Here is a 21,086-nt window from a genome sequence, read left to right as displayed (position 1 = left end):
TATGTGGGAATAGGGCCGAGTCTAAGTGCGCAAATAGAGGCTGGATAGCAAGATTGATTTGGGTGATGGAGGGGCAGAACACGGACGGGTGAGAGATACGCAGTCCAAATGTGGGAGCGGGCTTGCCCGCGAAGACGGAGTGCCAGTCACTGAATTAGTTGACTGACCCACCGCTTTCGCGAGCAAGCCCGCTCCCGCAGGTTTAGCCGATGGTCATCAGGCTCGCGTTACCGCCCGCTGCCGCGGTGTTAACGCTCAGTGCCCGCTCGATCACCAGGCGTTCCAGCGCAATCGCCGTCTCGCCTTGGGACAAACCATGCACCCCGACAATTGCGCCACTGCGCTGCGCCACTTGCTGGCACACCGCACGCAGTTGGTCGGAGTCGCCGTGGTGCACAACGGCGTCGAATACCACTTCGTCCTTGGTCCAGTCAGCCACGCGCTTGATCTTCGCCTGAATTTCTTTCGGCAGGCGTGGGAGCAACGCCTTGGTCAAGTCAGTTTCCGGCCATACCGCCGAACCGCCTACCGCCAGCACTGCCGCCAGTTGCGTCAGCAGGTCGCCTTCTACTTCCGCCAGGCACAATACGTGCTCGCGGGGCAGGATGGCGTAGCTGTTGCGCTCGCCGGTCGGGCCGGCCAGTTGGCGGGTGATACCGCTTTGCGATTGCGCGGCGAACTGGCTGCACAGAGCGCTCAGCTCGCTGAGCTTGTTGCCGTCGGCCCAGGTTTTCAGGGCGGTCAGCGGCTGGCTCATGGCATCCCGCAGACGTACATCTGGAGCGGCCAGGGCATCGCCACGTACGAAGGACTGCTCGATGGCATCCGTAGGACGAGTCGACAGCAGGCGATACAGGTACAGCGGACCACCGGCTTTCGGGCCAGTACCCGACAAGCCTTCGCCACCGAACGGTTGTACGCCAACCACGGCACCCACGATGTTGCGGTTTACGTAGACGTTACCGGCGTGGACGTTGTCGATCACCTTGGCGATGGTCTCGTCGATACGGGTGTGCACGCCCAGGGTCAGGCCGTAGCCCGACGCGTTGATCTGGCCGATGAGCTGATCGATCTCTTTGCGCTTGTAGCGCACCACGTGCAGTACCGGGCCGAAGATTTCGCGTTGCAGTTCGTCGAAGCTTTCCAGTTCGATCAGGGTTGGCATCACGAAGGTGCCGCGCTTGATCTCTTCACCGTCGGCGATTGCCACCTGGTACACATTGCGGCCCTTGTCGCGCATGGCCTGGATGTGTTTCTCGATACCCGCCTTGGCTTCGGCGTCGATCACCGGGCCGATGTCTACCGACAGGCGCTCCGGGTTGCCCAGACGGCATTCGGCCATGGCGCCCTTGAGCATTTCGATGACGCGGTCTGCCGAATCTTCCTGCAAGCACAGTACGCGCAGGGCCGAGCAGCGTTGACCGGCACTGTCGAAGGCCGAGGACACGACGTCGATGACCACTTGTTCGGTGAGTGCCGAGGAGTCGACGATCATTGCGTTCTGGCCGCCGGTTTCGGCGATCAGCGGGATCGGACGGCCCTGGGCATCCAGGCGACCGGCGACATTGCGCTGCAGCAGGCGCGCAACCTCGGTGGAACCAGTGAACATCACGCCTTTGACACGATCATCACCCACCAGGCGGGCACCCACGGTTTCGCCCTGGCCCGGCAGCAGTTGCAGCACGCCTTGCGGGATACCGGCTTCCAGCAGGATGCGCACGGCTTGCGCGGCGACCAGCGGGGTTTGCTCGGCAGGCTTGGCCAGTACCGGGTTGCCGGCGGCCAGTGCAGCGGCGACCTGGCCGCTGAAGATCGCCAGCGGGAAGTTCCACGGGCTGATGCACACCACCGGACCCAGTGGACGGTGGGCGTCATTGGTGAAGTCGTTACGTGCCTGCACCGCGTAGTAACGCAGGAAGTCCACGGCTTCGCGCACTTCGGCGATGGCGTTGGCGAAGGTCTTGCCGGCTTCGCGGGCCAGCAGGCCCATCAGCGGTTGGATCTCGCTTTCCATCAGGTCGGCGGCGCGTTCCAGGATCGCGGCACGCTCGGCGGGCGGGGTGGCCTGCCAGATCGGACCGGCGCCGATGGCGCACTGGATGGCGTTGTCGACGTCTTCGACCGTAGCTTCTTGTACGTGGCCGACCACGTCGCGCAGGTCGGACGGGTTCAGCACTGGTGCCGCCGGCTGCTCACTGGCGGCGCAGCCGAGCATCGGCGCGGCCTTCCAGTTGTTGTGGGCAGTGGCCAGCAGGGCGCAGGACAGCGATGCCAGGCGATGCTCGTTGGCCAGGTCGATACCGGCCGAGTTGGCGCGGTCGCTGCCGTACAGGTCGCGGGGCAATGGAATGCGCGGGTGTGGCAGGCCGAAGCCGCCTTCCAGCGTGGCCATTTGCTCGATGCTGGCCACCGGATCGGCCACCAGCTCCTGAATCGAGATGGACTGGTCGGCGATGCGGTTGACGAACGAGGTGTTGGCGCCGTTTTCCAGCAGGCGACGTACCAGGTAAGCCAACAGTGTTTCGTGGGTGCCGACCGGAGCGTACACGCGGCACGGACGGTTCAGCTTGCCATCGGAAACCTTGCCTACAACCTGCTCGTACAGAGGTTCACCCATGCCGTGCAGGCATTGGAACTCGTACTGGCCCGGGTAATAGTTCTGGCCGGCAATATGGTAGATGGCCGACAGGGTGTGGGCGTTGTGCGTGGCGAACTGCGGGTAGATGACTTCCGGCACCGACAGCAGTTTGCGTGCGCAGGCGATGTAGGACACGTCGGTGTAAACCTTGCGGGTGTACACCGGGTAGCCTTCCAGGCCTTCGACCTGGGCGCGCTTGATCTCGCTGTCCCAGTACGCGCCTTTTACCAGGCGGATCATCAGGCGATGACGGCTGCGGCGCGCCAGGTCGATCACGTAGTCGATCACATACGGGCAGCGCTTCTGGTAAGCCTGGATCACGAAGCCGATGCCGTTCCAGCCGGTCAGTTGCGGCTCGAAGCACAGGCGTTCCAGCAGGTCCAGCGACAGCTCCAGGCGGTCGGCTTCTTCGGCGTCGATGTTCAAGCCGATGTCGTATTGCTTGGCCAGCAAGGTCAGGGACAGCAGGCGTGGGTACAGCTCGTCCATCACACGCTCGTACTGCGCACGGCTGTAACGCGGGTGCAGTGCCGACAGCTTGATGGAGATGCCCGGGCCTTCATAGATCCCGCGGCCGTGGGAGGCTTTGCCGATGGAGTGAATGGCTTGTTCGTACGAGGCCAGGTACTTCTGCGCATCGTGTTCGGTGAGTGCGGCTTCACCGAGCATGTCGTAGGAATAGCGGAAGCCCTTGGCTTCGAACTTGCTCGCGTTGGCCAGGGCTTCGGCGATGGTTTCACCCGTGACGAACTGCTCGCCCATCAGGCGCATGGCCATGTCGACGCCCTTGCGGATCATCGGCTCGCCGCTCTTGCCGATGATGCGGCTCAGGGACGAGGTCAAGCCCGCTTCGTTGTGGGTGGCGACCAGTTTGCCGGTCAGCAGCAGGCCCCAGGTGGCGGCGTTGACGAACAGCGACGGGCTGTTGCCCAGGTGCGGCTGCCAGTTGCCGGTGCTGATTTTGTCGCGGATCAGCGCGTCGCGGGTGCCCTTGTCCGGGATGCGCAGCAGCGCTTCGGCCAGGCACATCAGTGCCACGCCTTCCTGGGACGACAGGGAAAACTCTTGCAGCAGGCCCTGAACAATACCGGCACGGCCGCCGGCACTCTTCTGGTTACGCAGTTTTTCAGCGATCGACGCAGCCAGCTTGTTGGTGGCTTCGGCCATTGGTGCTGGCAGACGAGCCTGTTCGATCAGCATCGGCACCACTTCCGGCTCAGGGCGGCGGTAGGCGGCTGTGATCGAGGCGCGCAGCACGGATTGCGGCAGGATGCTCTCGGCAAATTCGAGGAAGCACTGGTGCGCGTGGTCGGTCTGGACCTCGCCAGCGTCGTCGCCGTCCTTGCTGCTCAAGCCATTGAGTTCGGTCAGGGTTGCACCACCCTCCAGTTTCTCCAGGTAATTGAAAATCGCCTGCTTGATCAGCCAGTGCGGCGTGCGATCAATGGAGGTCGCGGCCGCCTTCAGGCGTTCGCGGGTCGGGTCGTCGAGTTTGACCCCAAGGGTGGTCGTAGCCATTTTCTTATCCTCATGGGTGCCACTACCGAGTGGCATCAGCTGGCGGCAAGATTAGCTTCGCCCATGAAGAGGTGCAACCGGGTGCAACCCTTTTTATGCATGAAATTTTTGAAGGAGGGCATGAAAAAAATCGGCCCTCAACAGAATCCGCTTCACGGTGGTGCATTTGCTTCTTAGATCGGCTGTACTTGCTCCGAAAAGGAGCAAAAACGGGGTGTTTTCTGGAATTAACATCAAGGTGCAACTTATTCTCGAGAAACTGGTTGCACCTTATTTAGTTTGTTGAATAGGATTCGCGCCCTAGGTGCAACCACCGCAAGGTTTGGTTCATCGGCTGACGGCTTTCCTGGGGAAACGTCAGTCATAAATGCGCGGCACGCAGTTACGTCTACCTACTTTCAGTGGGTGGCCGTCTGACAGACCGTCGCTACATAAAAACAAAGCCAGGGCGTCACTCATATGAGCGTTAGCAATCCAACCCTGATCACGTTCGTGATCTACATCGCAGCAATGGTGCTGATCGGCTTCATGGCCTATCGCTCCACCAATAACCTTTCCGATTACATCCTCGGCGGTCGCAGCCTCGGTAGCGTGGTCACGGCCTTGTCGGCTGGTGCGTCCGATATGAGTGGCTGGTTGTTGATGGGCCTGCCCGGCGCGATTTACATGTCCGGCCTGTCGGAAAGCTGGATCGCCATCGGCCTGATCGTCGGTGCCTACCTCAACTGGCTGTTCGTGGCCGGTCGCCTGCGGGTACAGACCGAACACAACGGCGACGCCCTGACCCTGCCGGACTACTTCTCCAGCCGTTTCGAAGATAAGAGCGGCCTGCTGCGGATCATCTCCGCCGTGGTGATCCTGGTGTTCTTCACCATCTACTGCGCTTCGGGCATCGTGGCTGGCGCCCGTCTGTTCGAAAGCACCTTCGGCATGTCCTACGAGACCGCGCTGTGGGCCGGTGCTGCTGCGACCATTGCCTACACCTTCGTCGGTGGTTTTCTGGCAGTGAGCTGGACAGATACCGTACAAGCCACCCTGATGATCTTCGCGCTGATCCTTACGCCGATCATCGTGCTGCTGGCCACCGGCGGCGTCGACACCACCTTCCTGGCCATCGAAGCCAAGAACCCTGACAACTTCAACATGCTGAAGAACACCACCTTCATCGGCATCATCTCGCTGATGGGCTGGGGCCTGGGTTACTTCGGCCAGCCGCACATCCTCGCGCGTTTCATGGCGGCGGATTCGGTGAAGTCGATTGCCAAGGCGCGCCGCATCTCCATGACCTGGATGATCCTGTGCCTGGGCGGCACCGTGGCCGTAGGCTTCTTCGGCATCGCTTACTTCTCGGCGCACCCGGAAGTGGCCGGCCCTGTGACCGAGAACCACGAGCGTGTGTTCATCGAACTGGCCAAGCTGCTGTTCAACCCGTGGATTGCTGGCGTGCTGCTGTCGGCCATCCTGGCTGCCGTGATGAGCACCCTGAGCTGCCAGTTGCTGGTGTGCTCCAGCGCCCTGACCGAAGACTTCTACAAGACTTTCCTGCGCAAAAACGCTTCCCAGCGTGAGCTGGTATGGGTTGGCCGCCTGATGGTGCTGCTGGTTGCCCTGATCGCCATCGCCATGGCCGCCAACCCGAACAACCGTGTGCTGGGCCTGGTGAGCTACGCCTGGGCCGGTTTCGGCGCGGCGTTCGGCCCTGTGGTGCTGATCTCGGTAATCTGGAAAGGCATGACCCGCAACGGTGCCTTGGCTGGCATCCTGGTCGGCGCGATCACCGTGATCGTGTGGAAACACTTCGAGCTGCTGGGCCTGTACGAAATCATCCCGGGCTTCATCTTCGCCAGCCTGGCGATCTACTTCGTGAGCAAGCTGGGCGCACCGACTGCAGGTATGGTCGAGCGCTTTGATGCGGCGGAGAAGGACTACAACCTCAACAAGTAATTGCGCTGGGCGTTAAGCGCCTGTCGAGTTGAAAAGAGCGGCCCGCGTCCTTTGGATGACGGGCCGTTTTTTTGTCGGTCTGGAGGTGAAAACGTGCTGGATTACAGACATGGTTGATCGCTGAAATGAAAAAACATCGCACCCACTGCGCCGACCAGACCGATAAGAGCTGTTCCGTGAAGGGCGAATTTCAGGCAGCGGGGAAACTCTGCGACTTGTTTTACGTTGATGACACCTCGTCTTGTGTTCCACTTCGGCAGTGCAATTGCTACATAGACCGCGCACAGTCTGGTCAATCTTCCTCGTAGGCTGTTGCCCCACAGGTGCTTGTAATTATCCAGCAGGCTGCATTGGTCCAAGCGTTGCTCCATCGACTCCAATTTGCGATAGGCCAGGAAGATGTCGAGCGCGACCGCCAGAAGCATTGAGGCTGCCGAGCCCAATGCTATTTGGTCTTTGGCAGGGAGGTTGAGTATGTACTCAATACTCATACAGTACCTCTCCAGTGACCGCGCCAATTTCGCTGCCCCAACTGCCGAACGCCGCGCCCATGGCGCCGCCAGCGATCAAAAGACAGCTCAGGGCGCCCGGCCCGGTTGTCGGAGCCATTACCGCTATACACAAGCCCATTCCCATCTGGCCTCCAATGATTCCTCCCGCTACACCAAAGGTTAATTTACCCGCTTCCACATACTTCGCTTTTCGGCATTGTTCCCCTCTGCCGGTAGAACACGCCTCCTTGATCTCCAGCGCCGTAGACGTCGTACTCAACGCTATCCCCAACGGCGTGCCGTGTTTAAGCAGCTTCGCCGTCTTCGAAATTTTGGCAATCGTTTCTGCGTATCGATTGATCTCCCCGGTGTGCAAATAGCTCCTGGTCGATATCCCCAGCATTTTCTTGATCGATCCTTCATTGCGCAGGCCCGTGCCGTAACGCGCAAAGCTGCGCATTTGCGCTTCGAGTTTGGCAAACAGCACTTTGCGCCGAGCCAAAAAATCATCTCGCGCAGCCCCACCGCCTCGGCGCAGCGACTGTTTATGCAGGGCCTCGATTTCATCGAGAGTTTTCACGATTTCCTGCAAATGCCGGCTCCAGGCATCCCCTGCGGTACCTATCCCCAGCGAAGCGTATCCGAGTAGTTTTTGCAGCAAATCATAATTCTGCAGCGCAAAGGCAGCCCCGCCATGGGCCGTCACGCTATGGCGGACATCCCAGGCGGCGCGCACCAGGCATGACTCCTCTGCGGTGCAGGCTGAGGTGGTGTGGTCACCGATGATCACCAGTTGTCCCGGCAGCACCACCACATTGCGGATATGCGTATTCAGCGCGTCAAACTTGGCTTCGGCGTGTCGGCTCATGCACAAGCTCGCCTTGAGTTCCACAGACGTCAGTGGCCGCTCATTGATAAAGGCATAGGGCTGAGGCATTACAAGTCCCTCAGCGATTGGGGGTCGAGATGTCCTGCCATGAACGCATTCCTTTGGAGTGAACATGGCAGCGAAATTTAATCAGTTGCCCGGAAAACGTCGTGGTTATGCAGGGGGAATTGGGGGGTGGTTTTTTCAGTTTGGGAAACGGGCTACGCGGTGACGAAAAGCTTCCGTCAGATGCCTGCTTTTTTGCGCTGAAAACCCAGGCAAACGTGAACGGGCGAAAAGCAAACCCGTGACGTAAGGAATTACTGATTTTTTGGCGCTGTGATCAGTACGGCAAGTGGCTGAGGCACTATCCCCGGCCCACCCCTTCGCAGAGAAACACCGGATGTTCGCTCCTGCCAATCAAAGTGCCTTCACCCTGACCCTGGATGGGCTTGCCAGTGACTTAAAGGTCTTGAGCTTCACGGGCACCGAAGCCCTCAGCCAACCCTATTGTTTTGATCTTGAATTGGTCAGCGAACAGCCTGATCTGGATCTCGAAGGCCTGCTGCATCGTCAGATGTACCTGGGTTTCGACGCGCAGGGTCATGGCATTCACGGCGTGGTCTATCGCGTGGCTCAAGGTGACTCGGGGCGCCGGCTGACGCGCTATCAACTCAGTCTGGTTCCACAGTTGGCCTACCTGGCCCACAGCAGTCACCAGCGCATCTTCCAACACAAGACGGTGCCGCAGATGGTTGCGCAGGTGCTGACCGCGCAGGGCATTCAGGGCGATCGTTTTGAGTTCCGCCTCAGTGGTACGTATCCCGAGCGTGAGTATTGCGTGCAGTTTGGCGAGACCGACCTGGCGTTCGTCCAGCGGCTATGTGCCGAGGCTGGCATGCACTATCACTTCCAACATTGCGTCGAGCGGCACCTGCTGGTGTTTGGCGATGACCAGACGGTGTTTGCCCAGCCTGACCGGCCCAGCCCTTACTCCCCCGGTTCCGGGATGGTTGCGCACGCCCCGGCGATCAAGCGTTTTGCGGTGCAATTGGAGACGCGTACTACAGCGCTGAATCTGCGTGATTACGACTGGCGCAAGCCGCGTCTGACGCTGGAAAGCACGGTGGCCGGCGAGCAGCTTCCCCATCTTGAGGCGCAGGACTACCCCGCGCACTTCAGCGACCGCGCCCATGGCAAGTACCTGGCGCAGCGTGGCCTGGAGCGCTATCGCAGCGACTATCGAATCGCCCGGGGCAGTGGCGATGAACCGGCGTTGGTCAGCGGCGGGTTTCTCAAGCTGGCCGGGCACCCGCGCGAGGAGTGGAATGATTTGTGGCTGGTGACCCATATTGTCCACGAAGGCAAGCAACCCCAGGTTCTGGAAGAGGCGGTCACCGAGGTGCCGGGCGGGGAGTTTCGCCAGGGGTATCGCAATGAATTTGTGGCGGCACCGTGGGATGTGATCTTTCGTCCACCGTTGCCTGGGCGCCCGAGTATTTCGGGGTATCAGAACGCAGTGGTCACGGGCCCCGCCGACAGCGAAATCCATTGTGACGAATACGGAAGGGTCAAGGTGCAACTGGCCTGGGATCGCAATGGCGAACACAACGACCATTCCAGTTGCTGGCTGCGGGTGGCCAGCGGTTGGGCCCATGACCGCTATGGCGCGGTGCTGATCCCGCGAGTGGGCATGGAAGTGTTGGTGGGCTTCGTCAATGGCGACGTGGACATGCCGTTGGTGATGGGTTGCCTGCCCAACGCGGCGACGCCGCTGCCCCTCGACCTGCCGGCGGACAAGACCCGCAGCATCTTGCGCAGCCACAGCAGCCCCGGGGGTGGCGGTTACAACGAGCTGCGCATCGAGGACCGCAAGGGCGCCGAGGAAATCTACCTGCGTGCCCAGCGCGATTGGACCCAGCATGTGCTGCATGACCAGCAGGTGCAGGTCGACAACCGGCGGCGGATCACGGTGGGCGGCGAGTCGCACCACGAACTGCAAGGCGAGGAGCAGCGCATCACCCACGGCAATCGCCTGACCGAACTCAAGAGGGATGATCATCTGCTGGTCGGTGGTTCGCAGCAGACGCGGGCCGCAGGCACCATTCAGATTGGCGCCGGGCAAAGCGTGGTGATCGACGCGGGCGCGAGCGTGACGATCCAGGCCGGGGGGCAATCGATCACCTTGTCGGCCGGCGGGATTTTCAGCAGCGTGCCGATCCAGCCCGGTGGTGCACCCACTGTGGTGTCGGCGCCGTTGCGGCCTGGGCTGAAGGAGGCGTTGCAGACGGTGGTTCCTGCACCGTTGAGCCGCGTACAAGTCGCCAGCCTCAAGCGCAGTGCGCCGTTCTGCGAAGAATGTGAGCGTTGCAAGAATGGTCAGTGCGCCGTTGCCTGAAAAGGAGCCTACATCGATGCATCAATCCTTGCGTGCGGGTGAACAGCTCTTCGCCATACTGGGCGCCGCCAGCGACGCCAAGCCAGTGGACGCCTGGCGAGCGCTGGCCGCCGGAACGCCTCTGCAACCCGTTTGGGCCGGCACGCCCTATGGGACATGGAGCGAGGTGATGCCCTACGTCGCCATCGTCGAACCGGGCAGTCCGTTCCTCGACTGGGTCGCCGCCACCGAGTCCACCGACTGGGGTTGGCTGGCGGTTTCGTCCAGCCCGCTGGAAAGTGTGGTCGCGCACCTGCAAAGCCTGACCAAGGTCTTCCTGCCGGATGGCCAGGAGGTGTTCTTGCGGTTCTGGGACGGGGTGCAGTGGTGGCCGATCATTCAGCAGTGCGGCGCGGAGCTATTGCCCGTGTTCCAACGCTACCTGATCAACGGTCAGTCGCTGAGCGTGGCGATCGGCCCGGTGGCGGTTGCCAACCCCGGCCCGTGGTGGCACGTGCCGGCGTCGCTGCTCGAACAGCTGGCCGGGCGATCGCGCCGAACCCTTATCGACAACCTGTTGCAAGGGCTCGAAGAGCAACGCCCGGACCTCCATACCGCCTTCACGCCGACGACCTTACGGCACAAGGTCGCCTACTTCGCGCGCGGGCGGCAGATCAGCCATGCGGGGTTGGCCGGTTACCTCGCCTCAGAGCTGGGTTGAGCCCAACGCCTGCTGCAAATCCTCGATCAGGTCTTCAATCGCCTCGATGCCCACCGACAGGCGAATCATCTCCGGCTTGACCCCGGCCTTGGCCTGTTCTTGCTCGTTCATCTGCCGGTGGGTGGTGGAGGCCGGGTGGCAGGCCAGGGATTTGGCATCGCCGATATTCACCAGGCGCTTGAAGATTTGCAGCGCGTCGTAGAAGCGCACCCCGGCCGCGTAGCCGCCCTTCAAGCCAAACGACAGGATCGCCGACGGTTTGCCTTGCAGGTATTTCTGCGCCAGCGCGTGGTGCGGGTGATCCGGCAGGCCCGCGTAGCTGACCCACTCCACCTCGGCATGGCCTTGCAGGAACTGCGCAACTTTCAATGCGTTCTCGGTGTGGCGCTCCATGCGCAGGGCCAGGGTTTCCAGGCCTTGCAGCAGCAGGAACGCGTTCATCGGGGCCAGCGCCGCGCCGGTATTGCGCAGCGGCACGGTGCGGGCGCGGGCGATAAAGGCGGCGGGGCCGAATTTTTCGGTGTAGACCACGCCGTGATAGGCCGGCTCGGGGTTGTTGAGGCCGGGGAATTTCTCCGGGTAATCGCTCCAGGGGAAGGTGCCGCTGTCGACGATCACGCCGCCTAGGGAGTTGCCATGGCCGCCGATGTACTTGGTCACCGAGTGCACCACGATGTCGGCGCCGAAGCTGATGGGCTTGCACAGGATCGGCGTGGCCACGGTGTTATCCACCATCAGCGGCACGCCTCGGGCGTGGGCGACGTCCGCCAGGGCTTGCAGGTCGACGATATTGCCCGCCGGGTTGCCGATGCTTTCGCAGTACACCAGCTTGGTGTTGTCGTCGATCAGCTCGGCGATGGCTTGCGCGGAGTCGTCACGGGCGAAGCGTACGTCCACGCCAAAGCTTGGCAACAGGTGCGCAAACAGGGTGTAGGTGCCGCCGTAGAGCTGCGGCGTGGTGACGATGTTGTCGCCGGCGCGGGTCAGGGTCTGGATCGCATAGTGGATCGCCGCGCTGCCAGCCGACACGGCCAGGGCCGCAATACCGCCTTCCAAGGCTGCGATACGTTGCTCCAGCACGTCGTTGGTCGGGTTCATGATGCGCGTGTAGATATTGCCGGGCACGTCCAGGTTGAACAGGTCGGCGCCGTGCTGGGCGTTATCGAATTCGAAGGCGACGTTCTGGTAGATCGGCACCGCGACGGCCTTGGTGGTGGGGTCCGACTTGAAGCCGTGGTGCAGTGCGATAGTGGCGTCTTTCATGATTGTTATTGACCTCCTTGGACAGTGTGGGAGCTGGTTTGCCTGCGATAGCATCACCGCGGTGTGCAGGTAATACCGCGTCGCCTGCATCGCGGGCAAGCCCGCTTCCACATAACGGGCTAGATCATTTTCAGCGAGGTTCCTGCGCTTTAAGCATAAGCACCGCACTGCACCTGAGCCCGCGTAAAAGGTAAACTTCGCCCCCTGCGCAGGAGCAACCATGAATTATCGTCACGCCTTTCACGCCGGCAACCACGCCGATGTCTTCAAACACCTGACCTTGACCCGCCTCATCGCCCTGATGTCGCGCAAGGAGCAGCCGTTCGCCTACCTCGACACCCACGCTGGTATCGGTCTGTACGACCTGCAGGGCGACCAGGCCAACCGCACGGGTGAATACCTGGAAGGCATCGCGCGCCTGTGGGGCCAAAGCGACCTGCCGCCACTGACCGCCGATTACATGCGCGTGCTGCACGAGATGAATCCGGATGGCCAGTTGCGCTACTACCCGGGCTCGCCGGAGCTGGCGCGCCGCCTCACGCGGCCGCAGGATCGTGTGTTGCTCAACGAGAAGCACCCGGAAGACGGCCTGCTGCTCAAGGACAATATGAAGGGTGATCGCCGCGTCAAAGTGCACCTGGGCGAAGGCTGGCACGTGCCGCGTGCCCTGTTGCCGGTGCCGGAAAAACGCGCACTGATGCTGATCGACCCACCGTTCGAGAAACTCGACGAGATGCAGCGCTGCGCCGCTTCCCTCAAGGAAGCCGTGAGCCGCATGCGCCAGACCGTCGCTGCGATTTGGTATCCGGTGAAAGACCAGCGCATGTTGCGCCGCTTCTACCAGGACCTGGCCGGCACTGGTGCGCCGAAGTTGCTGCGCGTGGAGTTGTTGGTGCATCCGCTGGATACGCCGAACACCCTGACCGGCTCGGGCCTGGCGATCGCCAACCCGCCGTGGGGTTTGGAGGAGGAATTGCGTGAGCTGCTGCCGTGGTTGTCCAAGCAGCTTGGGCAGACCCAGGGCGGGTGGCAGATGGATTGGTTGATCGCTGAGTAATCAGCTCTAAGGCCAGACACAGAACCAAATGTGGGAGCGGGCTTTTGTGGGAGCGGGCTTGCTCGCGAATACGGAGTGTCAGTCACAGAATCAGTTGACTGATCCAACGCTTTCGCGAGCAAGCCCGCTCCCACATTTTGATTAGCGGCGCTCTCTTAGATCGGGCAGGTCACGCCTGTGCCGCCAATCCCGCAGTAGCCCTGCGGATTCTTCGCCAGGTACTGCTGGTGATACGCCTCGGCGAAGTACACCGTGGGTGCCTGGTCGATCTCGGTGGTGATCTCACCCAGCCCGGCCTTGTTCAGCTCTTGCTGATAAGCCTGCGCGCTGGCTTGCGCCGCCGCCAATTGCTCCGGCGTGGTCGCATAGATCACCGAGCGGTATTGGCTGCCAATGTCATTGCCCTGGCGCATGCCCTGGGTCGGGTTGTGCAGTTCCCAGAACATCTTCAGCAAGTCTTCGTATTTCACCTTGGCCTGGTCGTACACCACCAGCACCACTTCGCTGTGGCCGGTCAGGCCCGAGCAGACTTCTTCGTAGGTCGGGTTCGGCGTGAAGCCGCCGGCGTAGCCGACCACCGTGCTGACTACGCCGTCGCGCTGCCAGAATTTACGCTCGGCGCCCCAGAAGCATCCCAGGCCGAAGATCGCGAAACCGACGTCATCCAGGAAAGGGCCGAGCAACGGGTTGCCGTTGACGAAGTGGGTTTCGGGCAGCGCCATCGGGGTTTCGCGGCCAGGCAAAGCTTGTTCTGCAGTAGGAAGCACGTTTTTATTCACCAGAATTTCCGAGCGCAAGACCATGATCAGTCCTCTCGTCAGGTTGGGTTAGCGGTAAAGAGTCAGACAGCCAGTGTGCCCGAGTGTTACCACGCTGTCAGGCGACAGGTCCGCGTGGGTAGCGCTTGAGCATAGCAAACAGCTCTGCGCCGGGGATTGGCCGGTCGAACAGGTAGCCCTGGCCGACGTCACAGCGATGCCGGCGCAGGAACGCCAGCTGTTCGGCGGTCTCGATGCCTTCGGCCACGACCTTGAGCTTGAGGTTGTGGGCCATGGCGATCACCGCCGAGGTGATTTCCATGTCGTCCTGGTTGTCCGGGATTTCGTGGATGAAGCTGCGATCGATCTTGATGATGTCGATCGGGAATTTTTTCAAGTAGCTCAGCGACGAGTAACCGGTGCCGAAATCGTCCATGGCCAGGGTCAGGCCGAAGCTTTTCAACTGGTCCAGTTGCAGGCGCGTGTCCTCGGTGGCTTCCAGCAGCAGGCCTTCGGTCAGCTCCAGCTCCAGCAGGTTGGCCGGCAACTGTTCTTCTTTGAGGATGGTGGCAATCGAGGCCACCAGGTCCGGGTCGGAGAACTGTTTGGGCGACAGGTTAATGGCGACCTGCAAGTTGCCCATGCCAGCGGCGCTCAGTTGCTTGCTCATGCGGCAGGCCTGGCGCGCGATCCATTTGCCGATAGGGATGATCAAGCCGGTCTCTTCGGCCACGCTGATGAACTGGTCGGGGCGGATCATGCCCTTTTCCGGGTGGTTCCAGCGCAGCAGCGCTTCCATGCCCAGCAAACGCCCGCTGCGCAGGCACAGCTTGGGCTGGTAGAACACGTCCAGCTCGTTCTGGGTCAGGGCGCGGCGCAGGTTGTTTTCCACGAACAGCTTGTAGCTGGCTTCGGCGTTCAGCGCTTCGGTGAATACCTGCACCTGATGTTTGCCATTGGCCTTGGCCTTGTGCAGGGCCAGGCCGGCGTTGCGCATCAGGGTCTGCGGGTCGCGACCATGCAGCGGTGCGCAGGCCAGGCCCACGGAGCCGGTGACGCTGATCAGTTGGTTGTCGACGAACATCGGTTTGTCGAGGGTCGCCAACAGCTGGCCGGCGACTTGTTGGCCGGTTTCCAGGTCGGTGTCGTCGAGCAGTACCGCGAATTCATTACTGGCAAACCGCGCCAGGCTGCCGCTGGCGCTGAGGCTGTTGCGCAAGCGCCGGGCCAGGCTGATCAACAGTTTGTCGCCGGTCTGGTGGCCGAGGCTGTCGTTGATCCGCTTGAAGTTGTCGATGTCCACCAGCAGCAGGCTGATCGGGCTGTCGCTGTCGCGGGCAAATCGTTCGTCGAGATTGCGGATAAACGCCGGGCGGTTGCCCAGGTTTGTCAGATTGTCGGTGTAGGCCAGGCGCTCGATGCGCTGCTGGGCCAGCTTGCTCTGGGTGATGTCTTCGTAGATGCCGATGTAGTGCGTCAGCTCGCGGTTGTCGCCGTACACCTTGGAAATCGACAACTGACCCCAGTAGGGTTCGAGGTTTTTACGCCGGCTCTTGAATTCGCCCTGCCAGCTGTTGCTCTTGGCCAGGCTGGAGGGGGCGTCGAACAGCAACTCGCTGAGGTTCTCCAGCGCCGGCAGTTGTGCCAGGCGGTGACCATGGACTTCTTCGGCGCTGTACTGGGTAATCGCGGTAAAGCTCGGGTTGACGTATTCGACCACGCCGTCGCAATTGACCAGCAGAAAGGCGTTGGCGCTTTGCTCGACCGCACGCTGGAACAGGTGCAGGGCGCTGGTGGCGGTGCGCCGGTTGTGGTTGTTGATGACCTGGGCGAACTGGTCCGCCAGCTCACCGGCAAAGGCGATTTCGTCGGCCTGCCAGATACGCGTGTTGCGACCTTGCTCCAGGCAGAGCACGCCGACCACCTGGCCATCCACACGAATGCTGGCGTCGAGCAGGGCCTGGATGTCCTTGGTGCGCAGTTCTTCGGCCAGCTCGCGGGTGCGCGGGTCGCGCAGGGCGTTGGTGGCGTCGATGGCGCGGCTGCTGTGCAGGGCTTCCAGATAATCCGGAAAACCGCTGGCATCGATGGGCTCGGGCAGATAGTGCTGCTGCTCGGCACGCAGGTAGGCGGCAATCGGCACCAGGCGCTGGTCTTCGAGGTGCCAGATGCGCGCACTGTCGACTTGATAGATCTCGCAGGCGCTGCGGGTGATCAGCTCGGCGGCTTCCTGCAACGAATTGTTGGCGGTGTAGCGCTGGCGGGCCAGCAGCAGGATCAGCTCCTGCTGGGCGCGTACGCGCTCCAGATGTTGCAACTGTTCCTGTTGCGCGCGCTGGTTGAGCTCCAGGGCGATTTGCAGGCGGCTGTTCTGGCTTTCCAGGTCGGCCGTCGGGACGGTCGTCGGGATTTCGTTGAACAGGCCATCGACCACCATCAGGTAGCCGCGCAGCAGGTGGCGATTGTGTTGTTTGTAGGCTTCACCCATCTCCAGCAGGCTCAGTGGGCCGTCGCTGGTGTGCAGGGTGTAGCGCACCAGGTAGTGGGGGCTGTGGCTGAGTTGTTGCTGGATCGCGTCATGCAAATGATAGCGCGCTTGCGGCTCCATCAGGCTGGCGTAGGGGGTGCCGAGCAGGGCGCACAGCTCAACGGCCGGCAGGCCGAACTGGCGTTCGCAATTGGGATCGAGGTACAGCAGGGCCCAGCTTGCCTCATTCAGCCGCTCGAAACGCAGCATACCGAGGCGCGAAGGCACCGGTAACTGCGTCACTACCTCGGCCGCCATACGGGCGACATCGGGTTGGCTTTTCATGGGGGAAACTCGCTTGGGAAAATGCGCACGGCGCCGGGCTCACGCCCTCTTTTCTGTCGCCTGCAAGCAAGGTTGCATCATGCAGCACGCACTGACAAGAGAGGATGAAGGCTAAGTGCTATATGGGTGTTATCGGCCGCGCGGGGGATTTCTGAAATGGTACTGACGGAAGGTGTACAAACCTGTTTTGTCTGTCCAACTTTCACCTGAAAAGCGGGCAAAAAAAGCCCCGCCAAGTGGCGGGGTTGAGGTACGAGCGTGGCGCTCGGAAATCGATGCAACCAGGCCTCCCCGGTGAAAGGGAGGCCTGTGGAGATTTACAGCAGGATGGTGCGGATGTCGCCGAGCAGTTGCCCCAGGCGCTGCGTGAAGCGTGCAGCAGCGGCGCCGTTGATCACACGGTGATCGTAGGACAACGACAGCGGCAGCATCAGCTTCGGCTGGAACGCTTTGCCGTCCCACACAGGCTGGATAGTGGCCTTGGACACACCCAGGATCGCCACTTCCGGCGCGTTGACGATTGGCGTGAAGCCAGTGCCGCCAATGTGACCGAGGCTGGAGATGGTGAAGCACGCGCCCTGCATGTCGTCCGGAGTGAGCTTCTTGTCGCGGGCCTTGGCGGCCAGCGCAGCCGCTTCGGCAGCCAGTTGCAGCAGGCTCTTCTGGTCGACGTTCTTGATGACCGGTACCAGCAGGCCATCCGGGGTGTCGACGGCAAAGCCGATGTGCACGTACTTCTTGCGGATGATCGCCTTGCCGCTTGGTGCCAGCGAGGCGTTGAAGTCCGGCAACTCCTTGAGCAGGTGCGCGCAGGCCTTGAGCAGCAGTGGCAGCACGGTCAGTTTCACGCCGGCTTTTTCAGCCACGGCTTTCTGCGCAACGCGGAAAGCTTCCAGGTCGGTGATGTCGGCCTGGTCGAACTGGGTCACGTGCGGGATGTTCAGGTAGCTGGCGTGCAGGCCGGCCGCGCCGATTTGCATCAGGCGGGTCATCGGCACTTCTTCGATTTCGCCGAAGCGGCTGAAGTCCACGGTGCGGATCGGCGGAATGCCCGAACCGCCAGTAGCGCCGCCGGCAGCCGGAGCTTCCTTGGCTTTCTGCATCATGGCCTTGACGTAAGCCTGTACGTCTTCCTTCAGCACACGGCCGTGAGGGCCGGTAGCCGCGACGGCGTTCAGCTCGACGCCGAACTCACGGGCCAGCTGACGCACGGCAGGGCCGGCGTGAACCTTGGCACCGCTTGGTGCAGGTGCGGCAGCCACAGGGGCCGGAGCGGCCTCGGCTTTTGCAGCAGGTGCAGGCGCGGCAGCAGCCGGAGCCGCTTCAGCCTTGGCCGCTGGAGCAGCCGGGGCAGGGGCAGCAGCAGGCGCAGCACCTTGTACTTTGAGCTTGAGGATGAAGTCGCCAGTGCCGACTTCGTCTTCCAGCTTGACCGCGATGCTTTCCACCACACCGGCAGCCGGCGAGGGGATTTCCATGGAGGCCTTGTCGGACTCCAGGGTGATCAGCGACTGGTCGGCTTCGACGGTATCGCCGACCTTGACCAGCAGCTCGATGATCTTGGCCTTGCCCGACGAACCGATGTCCGGCACGTGGATGTCCTGGACCGAAGCGGCGGCCGGAGCAGCAGCCGGGGCCGCAGGGGCCTCGGCTGGCTTCTCGGCAGGCGCCGGTGCAGCAGCGGCAGCCGGAGCAGCCGCTGGAGCAGGGGTCGCATCAGCGGCACCTTCGATTTCCAGTTCCAGCAGTTCGTCGCCTTCTTTCAGGCGGTCGCCCAGCTTCACTTTCAGGCTCTTGACCACGCCGGCCTTGGGAGCAGGGATTTCCATGCTCGCCTTGTCCGATTCCAGGGTCAGGATGCTCTGGTCGGCTTCGACGGTGTCGCCGACCTTCACAAACAGCTCGATTACTTCACCTTCACCGCTGCCGATGTCAGGTACGCGAATGAGTTCGCTCACAAAAAGTCTCCTCAGCAGTCCAGTGGGTTGCGTTTGTCCGGGTTGATACCGAACTTGACGATAGCGTCTGCTACCACCTTGGGTTCGATCTCACCGCGGTCAGCCAAGGCTTCCAGGGCTGCCAACACCACGAAGTGACGGTCGACTTCGAAGAAGTGACGCAGCTTCTTGCGGCTGTCACTGCGGCCGAAACCGTCGGTGCCCAGGACTTTGAATTCCTTGGACGGGACCCACTGGCGAATTTGTTCAGCGAACAGCTTCATGTAGTCGGTAGAGGCAATGACTGGACCCTTGCGGCCGGCCAGGCACTCTTCGACGTAGCTCTTCGCAGGTTTCTGACCAGGTTTGAGGCGGTTGCTGCGCTCTACGGCCAGGCCATCGCGACGCAGTTCGTTGAAGCTGGTAACGCTCCACACGTCAGCGCCGACATTGAACTCTTCACGCAGGATCTTCGCCGCTTCACGCACTTCGCGCAGGATGGTGCCGGAGCCCATCAGCTGTACGTGGTGCGCTGCTTCCTTGGTGTCTTCTTCGAGCAGGTACATGCCCTTGATGATGCCTTCCTCGACACCGGCCGGCATGGCTGGCTGCTGGTAGGACTCGTTCATCACGGTGATGTAGTAGAAAACGTCCTGCTGCTCTTCGGTCATCTTCTTCATGCCGTCCTGGATGATCACCGCCAGCTCGTAGCCGTAGGTTGGATCAAAGGTGCGGCAGTTCGGGATGGTGGCAGCCAGGATGTGGCTGTGACCGTCTTCGTGTTGCAGGCCTTCGCCGTTCAGCGTGGTCCGGCCGGCAGTACCGCCGATCAGGAAGCCACGGGTACGGCTGTCGCCGGCTGCCCAAGCCAGGTCGCCAATACGCTGGAAACCGAACATCGAGTAGAAGATGTAGAACGGCAGCATTGGCTGGTTGTGGCTGGAGTACGAAGTACCGGCAGCGATGAAGGAGCTCATGGCGCCCGCTTCGTTGATGCCTTCTTCGAGGATCTGGCCCTTCTTGTCTTCCTTGTAGAACATCACCTGGTCTTTATCGACTGGCTCGTAGAGCTGGCCGACGGAGGAGTAGATGCCCAACTGACGGAACATGCCTTCCATACCGAAGGTACGGGCTTCGTCCGGGATGATCGGGACGATGCGCGGGCCGATGTCCTTGTCCTTGACCAGCTGCGCCAGGATACGCACGAAGGCCATGGTGGTGGAGATTTCACGGTCGCCCGAGCCATCCAGGATGGCCTTGAGCGTGCTCAGGTCCGGGGTCGGTACGGCAAAGCTGTTGGCGCGGCGCTGTGGCACGAAACCGCCCAGTGCACTGCGACGCTCGCTCAGGTAGCGGGCTTCGGCGCTGCCTTCTTCCGGCTTGAAGAACGGCAGGTTTTCCAGCTCTTCGTCCTTGACCGGGATGTCGAAGCGGTCACGGAACAACTTCAGGCTGTCGACGTCGACTTTCTTGGTGTTGTGCGCGGTGTTCTTCGCTTCGCCGGCGCCGGTGCCATAACCCTTGATGGTCTTGGCCAGGATGACGGTCGGTTGTTCCTTGTGGTTCACCGCTTCGTGGTACGCCGCGTAGACCTTGTACGGGTCGTGGCCGCCACGGTTGAGTTTCCAGATCTCGTCGTCGGACAGGTCTGCAACCATCGCCTTCAGTTCAGGCGTGTTGAAGAAGTGTTCACGTACGAACGCGCCGTCTTTGGCTTTGTAGTTCTGGTACTCGCCGTCGATGACTTCGTCCATGCGACGTTGCAGGATGCCGTCGACGTCCTTGGCCAGCAGTGGGTCCCAGAAACGGCCCCAGATGACTTTGGTCACGTTCCACTGAGCACCGCGGAACACGCCTTCGAGTTCCTGGATGATCTTGCCGTTGCCGCGAACCGGGCCGTCGAGGCGCTGCAGGTTGCAGTTGATGACGAAGATCAGGTTGTCGAGCTTCTCGCGGCCGGCCAGGGAGATGGCGCCCAGGGATTCCGGCTCGTCACACTCGCCATCGCCCAGGAAGCACCAGACTTTCTGCTTGCCTTCAGGGATGAAGCCACGGGCTTCCAGGTACTTCATGAAACGTGCCTGGTAGATCGCCTGGATCGGACCCAGACCCATGGAAACGGTCGGGAACTGCCAGAAATCAGGCATCAGCCAAGGGTGCGGGTAGGACGACAGGCCCTGACCGTCCACTTCCTGGCGGAAGTTGTTCATTTGTTCTTCGCTGATGCGACCTTCCATGAACGCGCGGGCATAGACGCCTGGCGAGGTGTGGCCCTGGAAGTAGATCAGGTCGCCGCCGTGTTCGTCGGTCGGGGCCTGGAAGAAGTAGTTGAAGCCGATGTCATACAGGGTTGCGCTGGAAGCGAAGCTGGAGATGTGACCGCCCAGGTCCGAATCTTTCAGATTCGTGCGCATTACCATCGCCATGGCGTTCCAACGTACCAGCGAGCGAATGCGGCGTTCCATGAACAGGTCGCCAGGCATGCGTGCTTCGTGGGTAACGGGGATGGTATTGCGGTATGGCGTGGTGATGGCGTAAGGCAATTGCGAACCGCTGCGGGTTGCGAGTTCGCCCATACGGGTCATCAGGTAGTGAGCACGGTCTTCGCCTTCTTTGTCGAGAACCGATTCCAGGGCGTCCAGCCATTCCTGGGTTTCGACGGGATCGAGGTCTTGCATGGCTTGCTCCAGGGCGGAAAGGCT

12 protein-coding genes are annotated in these 21,086 nt (G+C 61.5%); 4 read left to right on the top strand and 8 right to left on the bottom strand.

Features of this window, described 5'->3' with window-relative positions:
* Window positions 1-202: 202 nt before the first annotated feature.
* Window positions 203-4,156 (bottom strand): trifunctional transcriptional regulator/proline dehydrogenase/L-glutamate gamma-semialdehyde dehydrogenase, encoded by a 3,954-nt coding sequence (gene putA / locus IB241_RS10305; protein WP_192298307.1) that lies wholly within the window; start codon window positions 4,154-4,156, stop codon window positions 203-205.
* Between the two features lie 459 nt (window positions 4,157-4,615).
* Between putA and putP the strand changes: the two genes are divergently transcribed.
* Window positions 4,616-6,100, top strand: a complete 1,485-nt coding sequence (gene putP / locus IB241_RS10300; RefSeq protein ID WP_192298306.1) for a sodium/proline symporter PutP — start codon at window positions 4,616-4,618, stop codon at window positions 6,098-6,100.
* Between the two features lie 101 nt (window positions 6,101-6,201).
* Here putP and IB241_RS10295 read toward each other — a convergent pair whose 3' ends face one another.
* Together IB241_RS10295 and IB241_RS10290 are read right to left on the bottom strand one after the other, a co-directional pair.
* A complete protein-coding gene (locus tag IB241_RS10295; RefSeq protein WP_192298305.1) occupies window positions 6,202-6,591 on the bottom strand; it encodes a hypothetical protein in 390 nt (129 codons plus the stop codon).
* The gene (locus tag IB241_RS10290; RefSeq protein ID WP_192298304.1) at window positions 6,581-7,528 is read right to left on the bottom strand and encodes a hypothetical protein; all 948 of its coding nucleotides are present in this window, start codon (window positions 7,526-7,528) and stop codon (window positions 6,581-6,583) included. Before IB241_RS10290 ends, IB241_RS10295 begins: the two co-directional genes overlap by 11 nt.
* Window positions 7,529-7,862: 334 nt before the next feature.
* On the opposite strand from IB241_RS10290, the gene IB241_RS10285 reads away from it, so the two are divergent.
* Together IB241_RS10285 and IB241_RS10280 are read left to right on the top strand one after the other, a co-directional pair.
* Window positions 7,863-9,857 carry a type VI secretion system tip protein VgrG gene (locus tag IB241_RS10285; protein WP_192298303.1) on the top strand — a complete coding sequence of 665 codons (1,995 nt, stop codon included), beginning with the start codon at window positions 7,863-7,865 and terminating at the stop codon, window positions 9,855-9,857.
* A 16-nt stretch (window positions 9,858-9,873) separates the two neighbouring features.
* Window positions 9,874-10,557: a DUF4123 domain-containing protein gene (locus tag IB241_RS10280; RefSeq protein WP_192298302.1), complete on the top strand. Its 684-nt coding sequence runs from the start codon at window positions 9,874-9,876 to the stop codon at window positions 10,555-10,557.
* Here IB241_RS10280 and IB241_RS10275 read toward each other — a convergent pair.
* Window positions 10,543-11,820 carry an O-acetylhomoserine aminocarboxypropyltransferase/cysteine synthase family protein gene (locus IB241_RS10275; RefSeq protein ID WP_192298301.1) on the bottom strand — a complete coding sequence of 426 codons (1,278 nt, stop codon included), beginning with the start codon at window positions 11,818-11,820 and terminating at the stop codon, window positions 10,543-10,545. The genes IB241_RS10280 and IB241_RS10275 overlap by 15 nt on opposite strands.
* 220 nt (window positions 11,821-12,040) lie before the next feature.
* On the opposite strand from IB241_RS10275, the gene IB241_RS10270 reads away from it, so the two are divergent.
* Complete coding sequence (locus tag IB241_RS10270; protein WP_192298300.1) at window positions 12,041-12,877, top strand: 23S rRNA (adenine(2030)-N(6))-methyltransferase RlmJ; 837 nt, start codon at window positions 12,041-12,043, stop codon at window positions 12,875-12,877.
* 155 nt (window positions 12,878-13,032) lie between these two features.
* On the opposite strand, the gene msrA is transcribed toward IB241_RS10270, so the two are convergent.
* The 4 genes from msrA to aceE all read right to left on the bottom strand — a co-directional run bounded on the left by msrA (window position 13,033) and on the right by aceE (window position 21,062).
* The gene (msrA, locus tag IB241_RS10265; RefSeq protein ID WP_192298299.1) at window positions 13,033-13,680 is read right to left on the bottom strand and encodes a peptide-methionine (S)-S-oxide reductase MsrA; all 648 of its coding nucleotides are present in this window, start codon (window positions 13,678-13,680) and stop codon (window positions 13,033-13,035) included.
* Window positions 13,681-13,753: 73 nt separating this feature from the next.
* Window positions 13,754-16,447: a putative bifunctional diguanylate cyclase/phosphodiesterase gene (locus IB241_RS10260; RefSeq protein WP_192298298.1), complete on the bottom strand. Its 2,694-nt coding sequence runs from the start codon at window positions 16,445-16,447 to the stop codon at window positions 13,754-13,756.
* A 317-nt stretch (window positions 16,448-16,764) separates the two neighbouring features.
* Entirely contained in the window at window positions 16,765-18,405 is a 1,641-nt protein-coding gene (gene aceF / locus IB241_RS10255) for a dihydrolipoyllysine-residue acetyltransferase (protein ID WP_192298297.1), read from the bottom strand.
* 11 nt (window positions 18,406-18,416) lie between these two features.
* The gene (gene aceE, locus IB241_RS10250) at window positions 18,417-21,062 is read right to left on the bottom strand and encodes a pyruvate dehydrogenase (acetyl-transferring), homodimeric type (protein ID WP_192298296.1); all 2,646 of its coding nucleotides are present in this window, start codon (window positions 21,060-21,062) and stop codon (window positions 18,417-18,419) included.
* Window positions 21,063-21,086: the final 24 nt, after the last annotated feature.

This window comes from Pseudomonas sp. PDM05 (genome assembly GCF_014851685.1).
Classification (GTDB): Bacteria; Pseudomonadota; Gammaproteobacteria; order Pseudomonadales; family Pseudomonadaceae; genus Aquipseudomonas.
This window is presented reverse-complemented; position numbering and strand designations above follow the sequence as displayed.

Bases quoted from the DNA above. Each gene is read 5' to 3' on its own strand.
- putA (WP_192298307.1), bottom strand. From the start codon at position 4,156: ATGGCTACGACCACCCTTGGGGTCAAACTCGACGACCCGACCCGCGAA.
- putP (WP_192298306.1), top strand. From the start codon at position 4,616: ATGAGCGTTAGCAATCCAACCCTGATCACGTTCGTGATCTACATCGCA.
- IB241_RS10295 (WP_192298305.1), bottom strand. From the start codon at position 6,591: ATGAGTATTGAGTACATACTCAACCTCCCTGCCAAAGACCAAATAGCA.
- IB241_RS10290 (WP_192298304.1), bottom strand. From the start codon at position 7,528: ATGCCTCAGCCCTATGCCTTTATCAATGAGCGGCCACTGACGTCTGTG.
- IB241_RS10285 (WP_192298303.1), top strand. From the start codon at position 7,863: ATGTTCGCTCCTGCCAATCAAAGTGCCTTCACCCTGACCCTGGATGGG.
- IB241_RS10280 (WP_192298302.1), top strand. From the start codon at position 9,874: ATGCATCAATCCTTGCGTGCGGGTGAACAGCTCTTCGCCATACTGGGC.
- IB241_RS10275 (WP_192298301.1), bottom strand. From the start codon at position 11,820: ATGAAAGACGCCACTATCGCACTGCACCACGGCTTCAAGTCGGACCCC.
- IB241_RS10270 (WP_192298300.1), top strand. From the start codon at position 12,041: ATGAATTATCGTCACGCCTTTCACGCCGGCAACCACGCCGATGTCTTC.
- msrA (WP_192298299.1), bottom strand. From the start codon at position 13,680: ATGGTCTTGCGCTCGGAAATTCTGGTGAATAAAAACGTGCTTCCTACT.
- IB241_RS10260 (WP_192298298.1), bottom strand. From the start codon at position 16,447: ATGAAAAGCCAACCCGATGTCGCCCGTATGGCGGCCGAGGTAGTGACG.
- aceE (WP_192298296.1), bottom strand. From the start codon at position 21,062: ATGCAAGACCTCGATCCCGTCGAAACCCAGGAATGGCTGGACGCCCTG.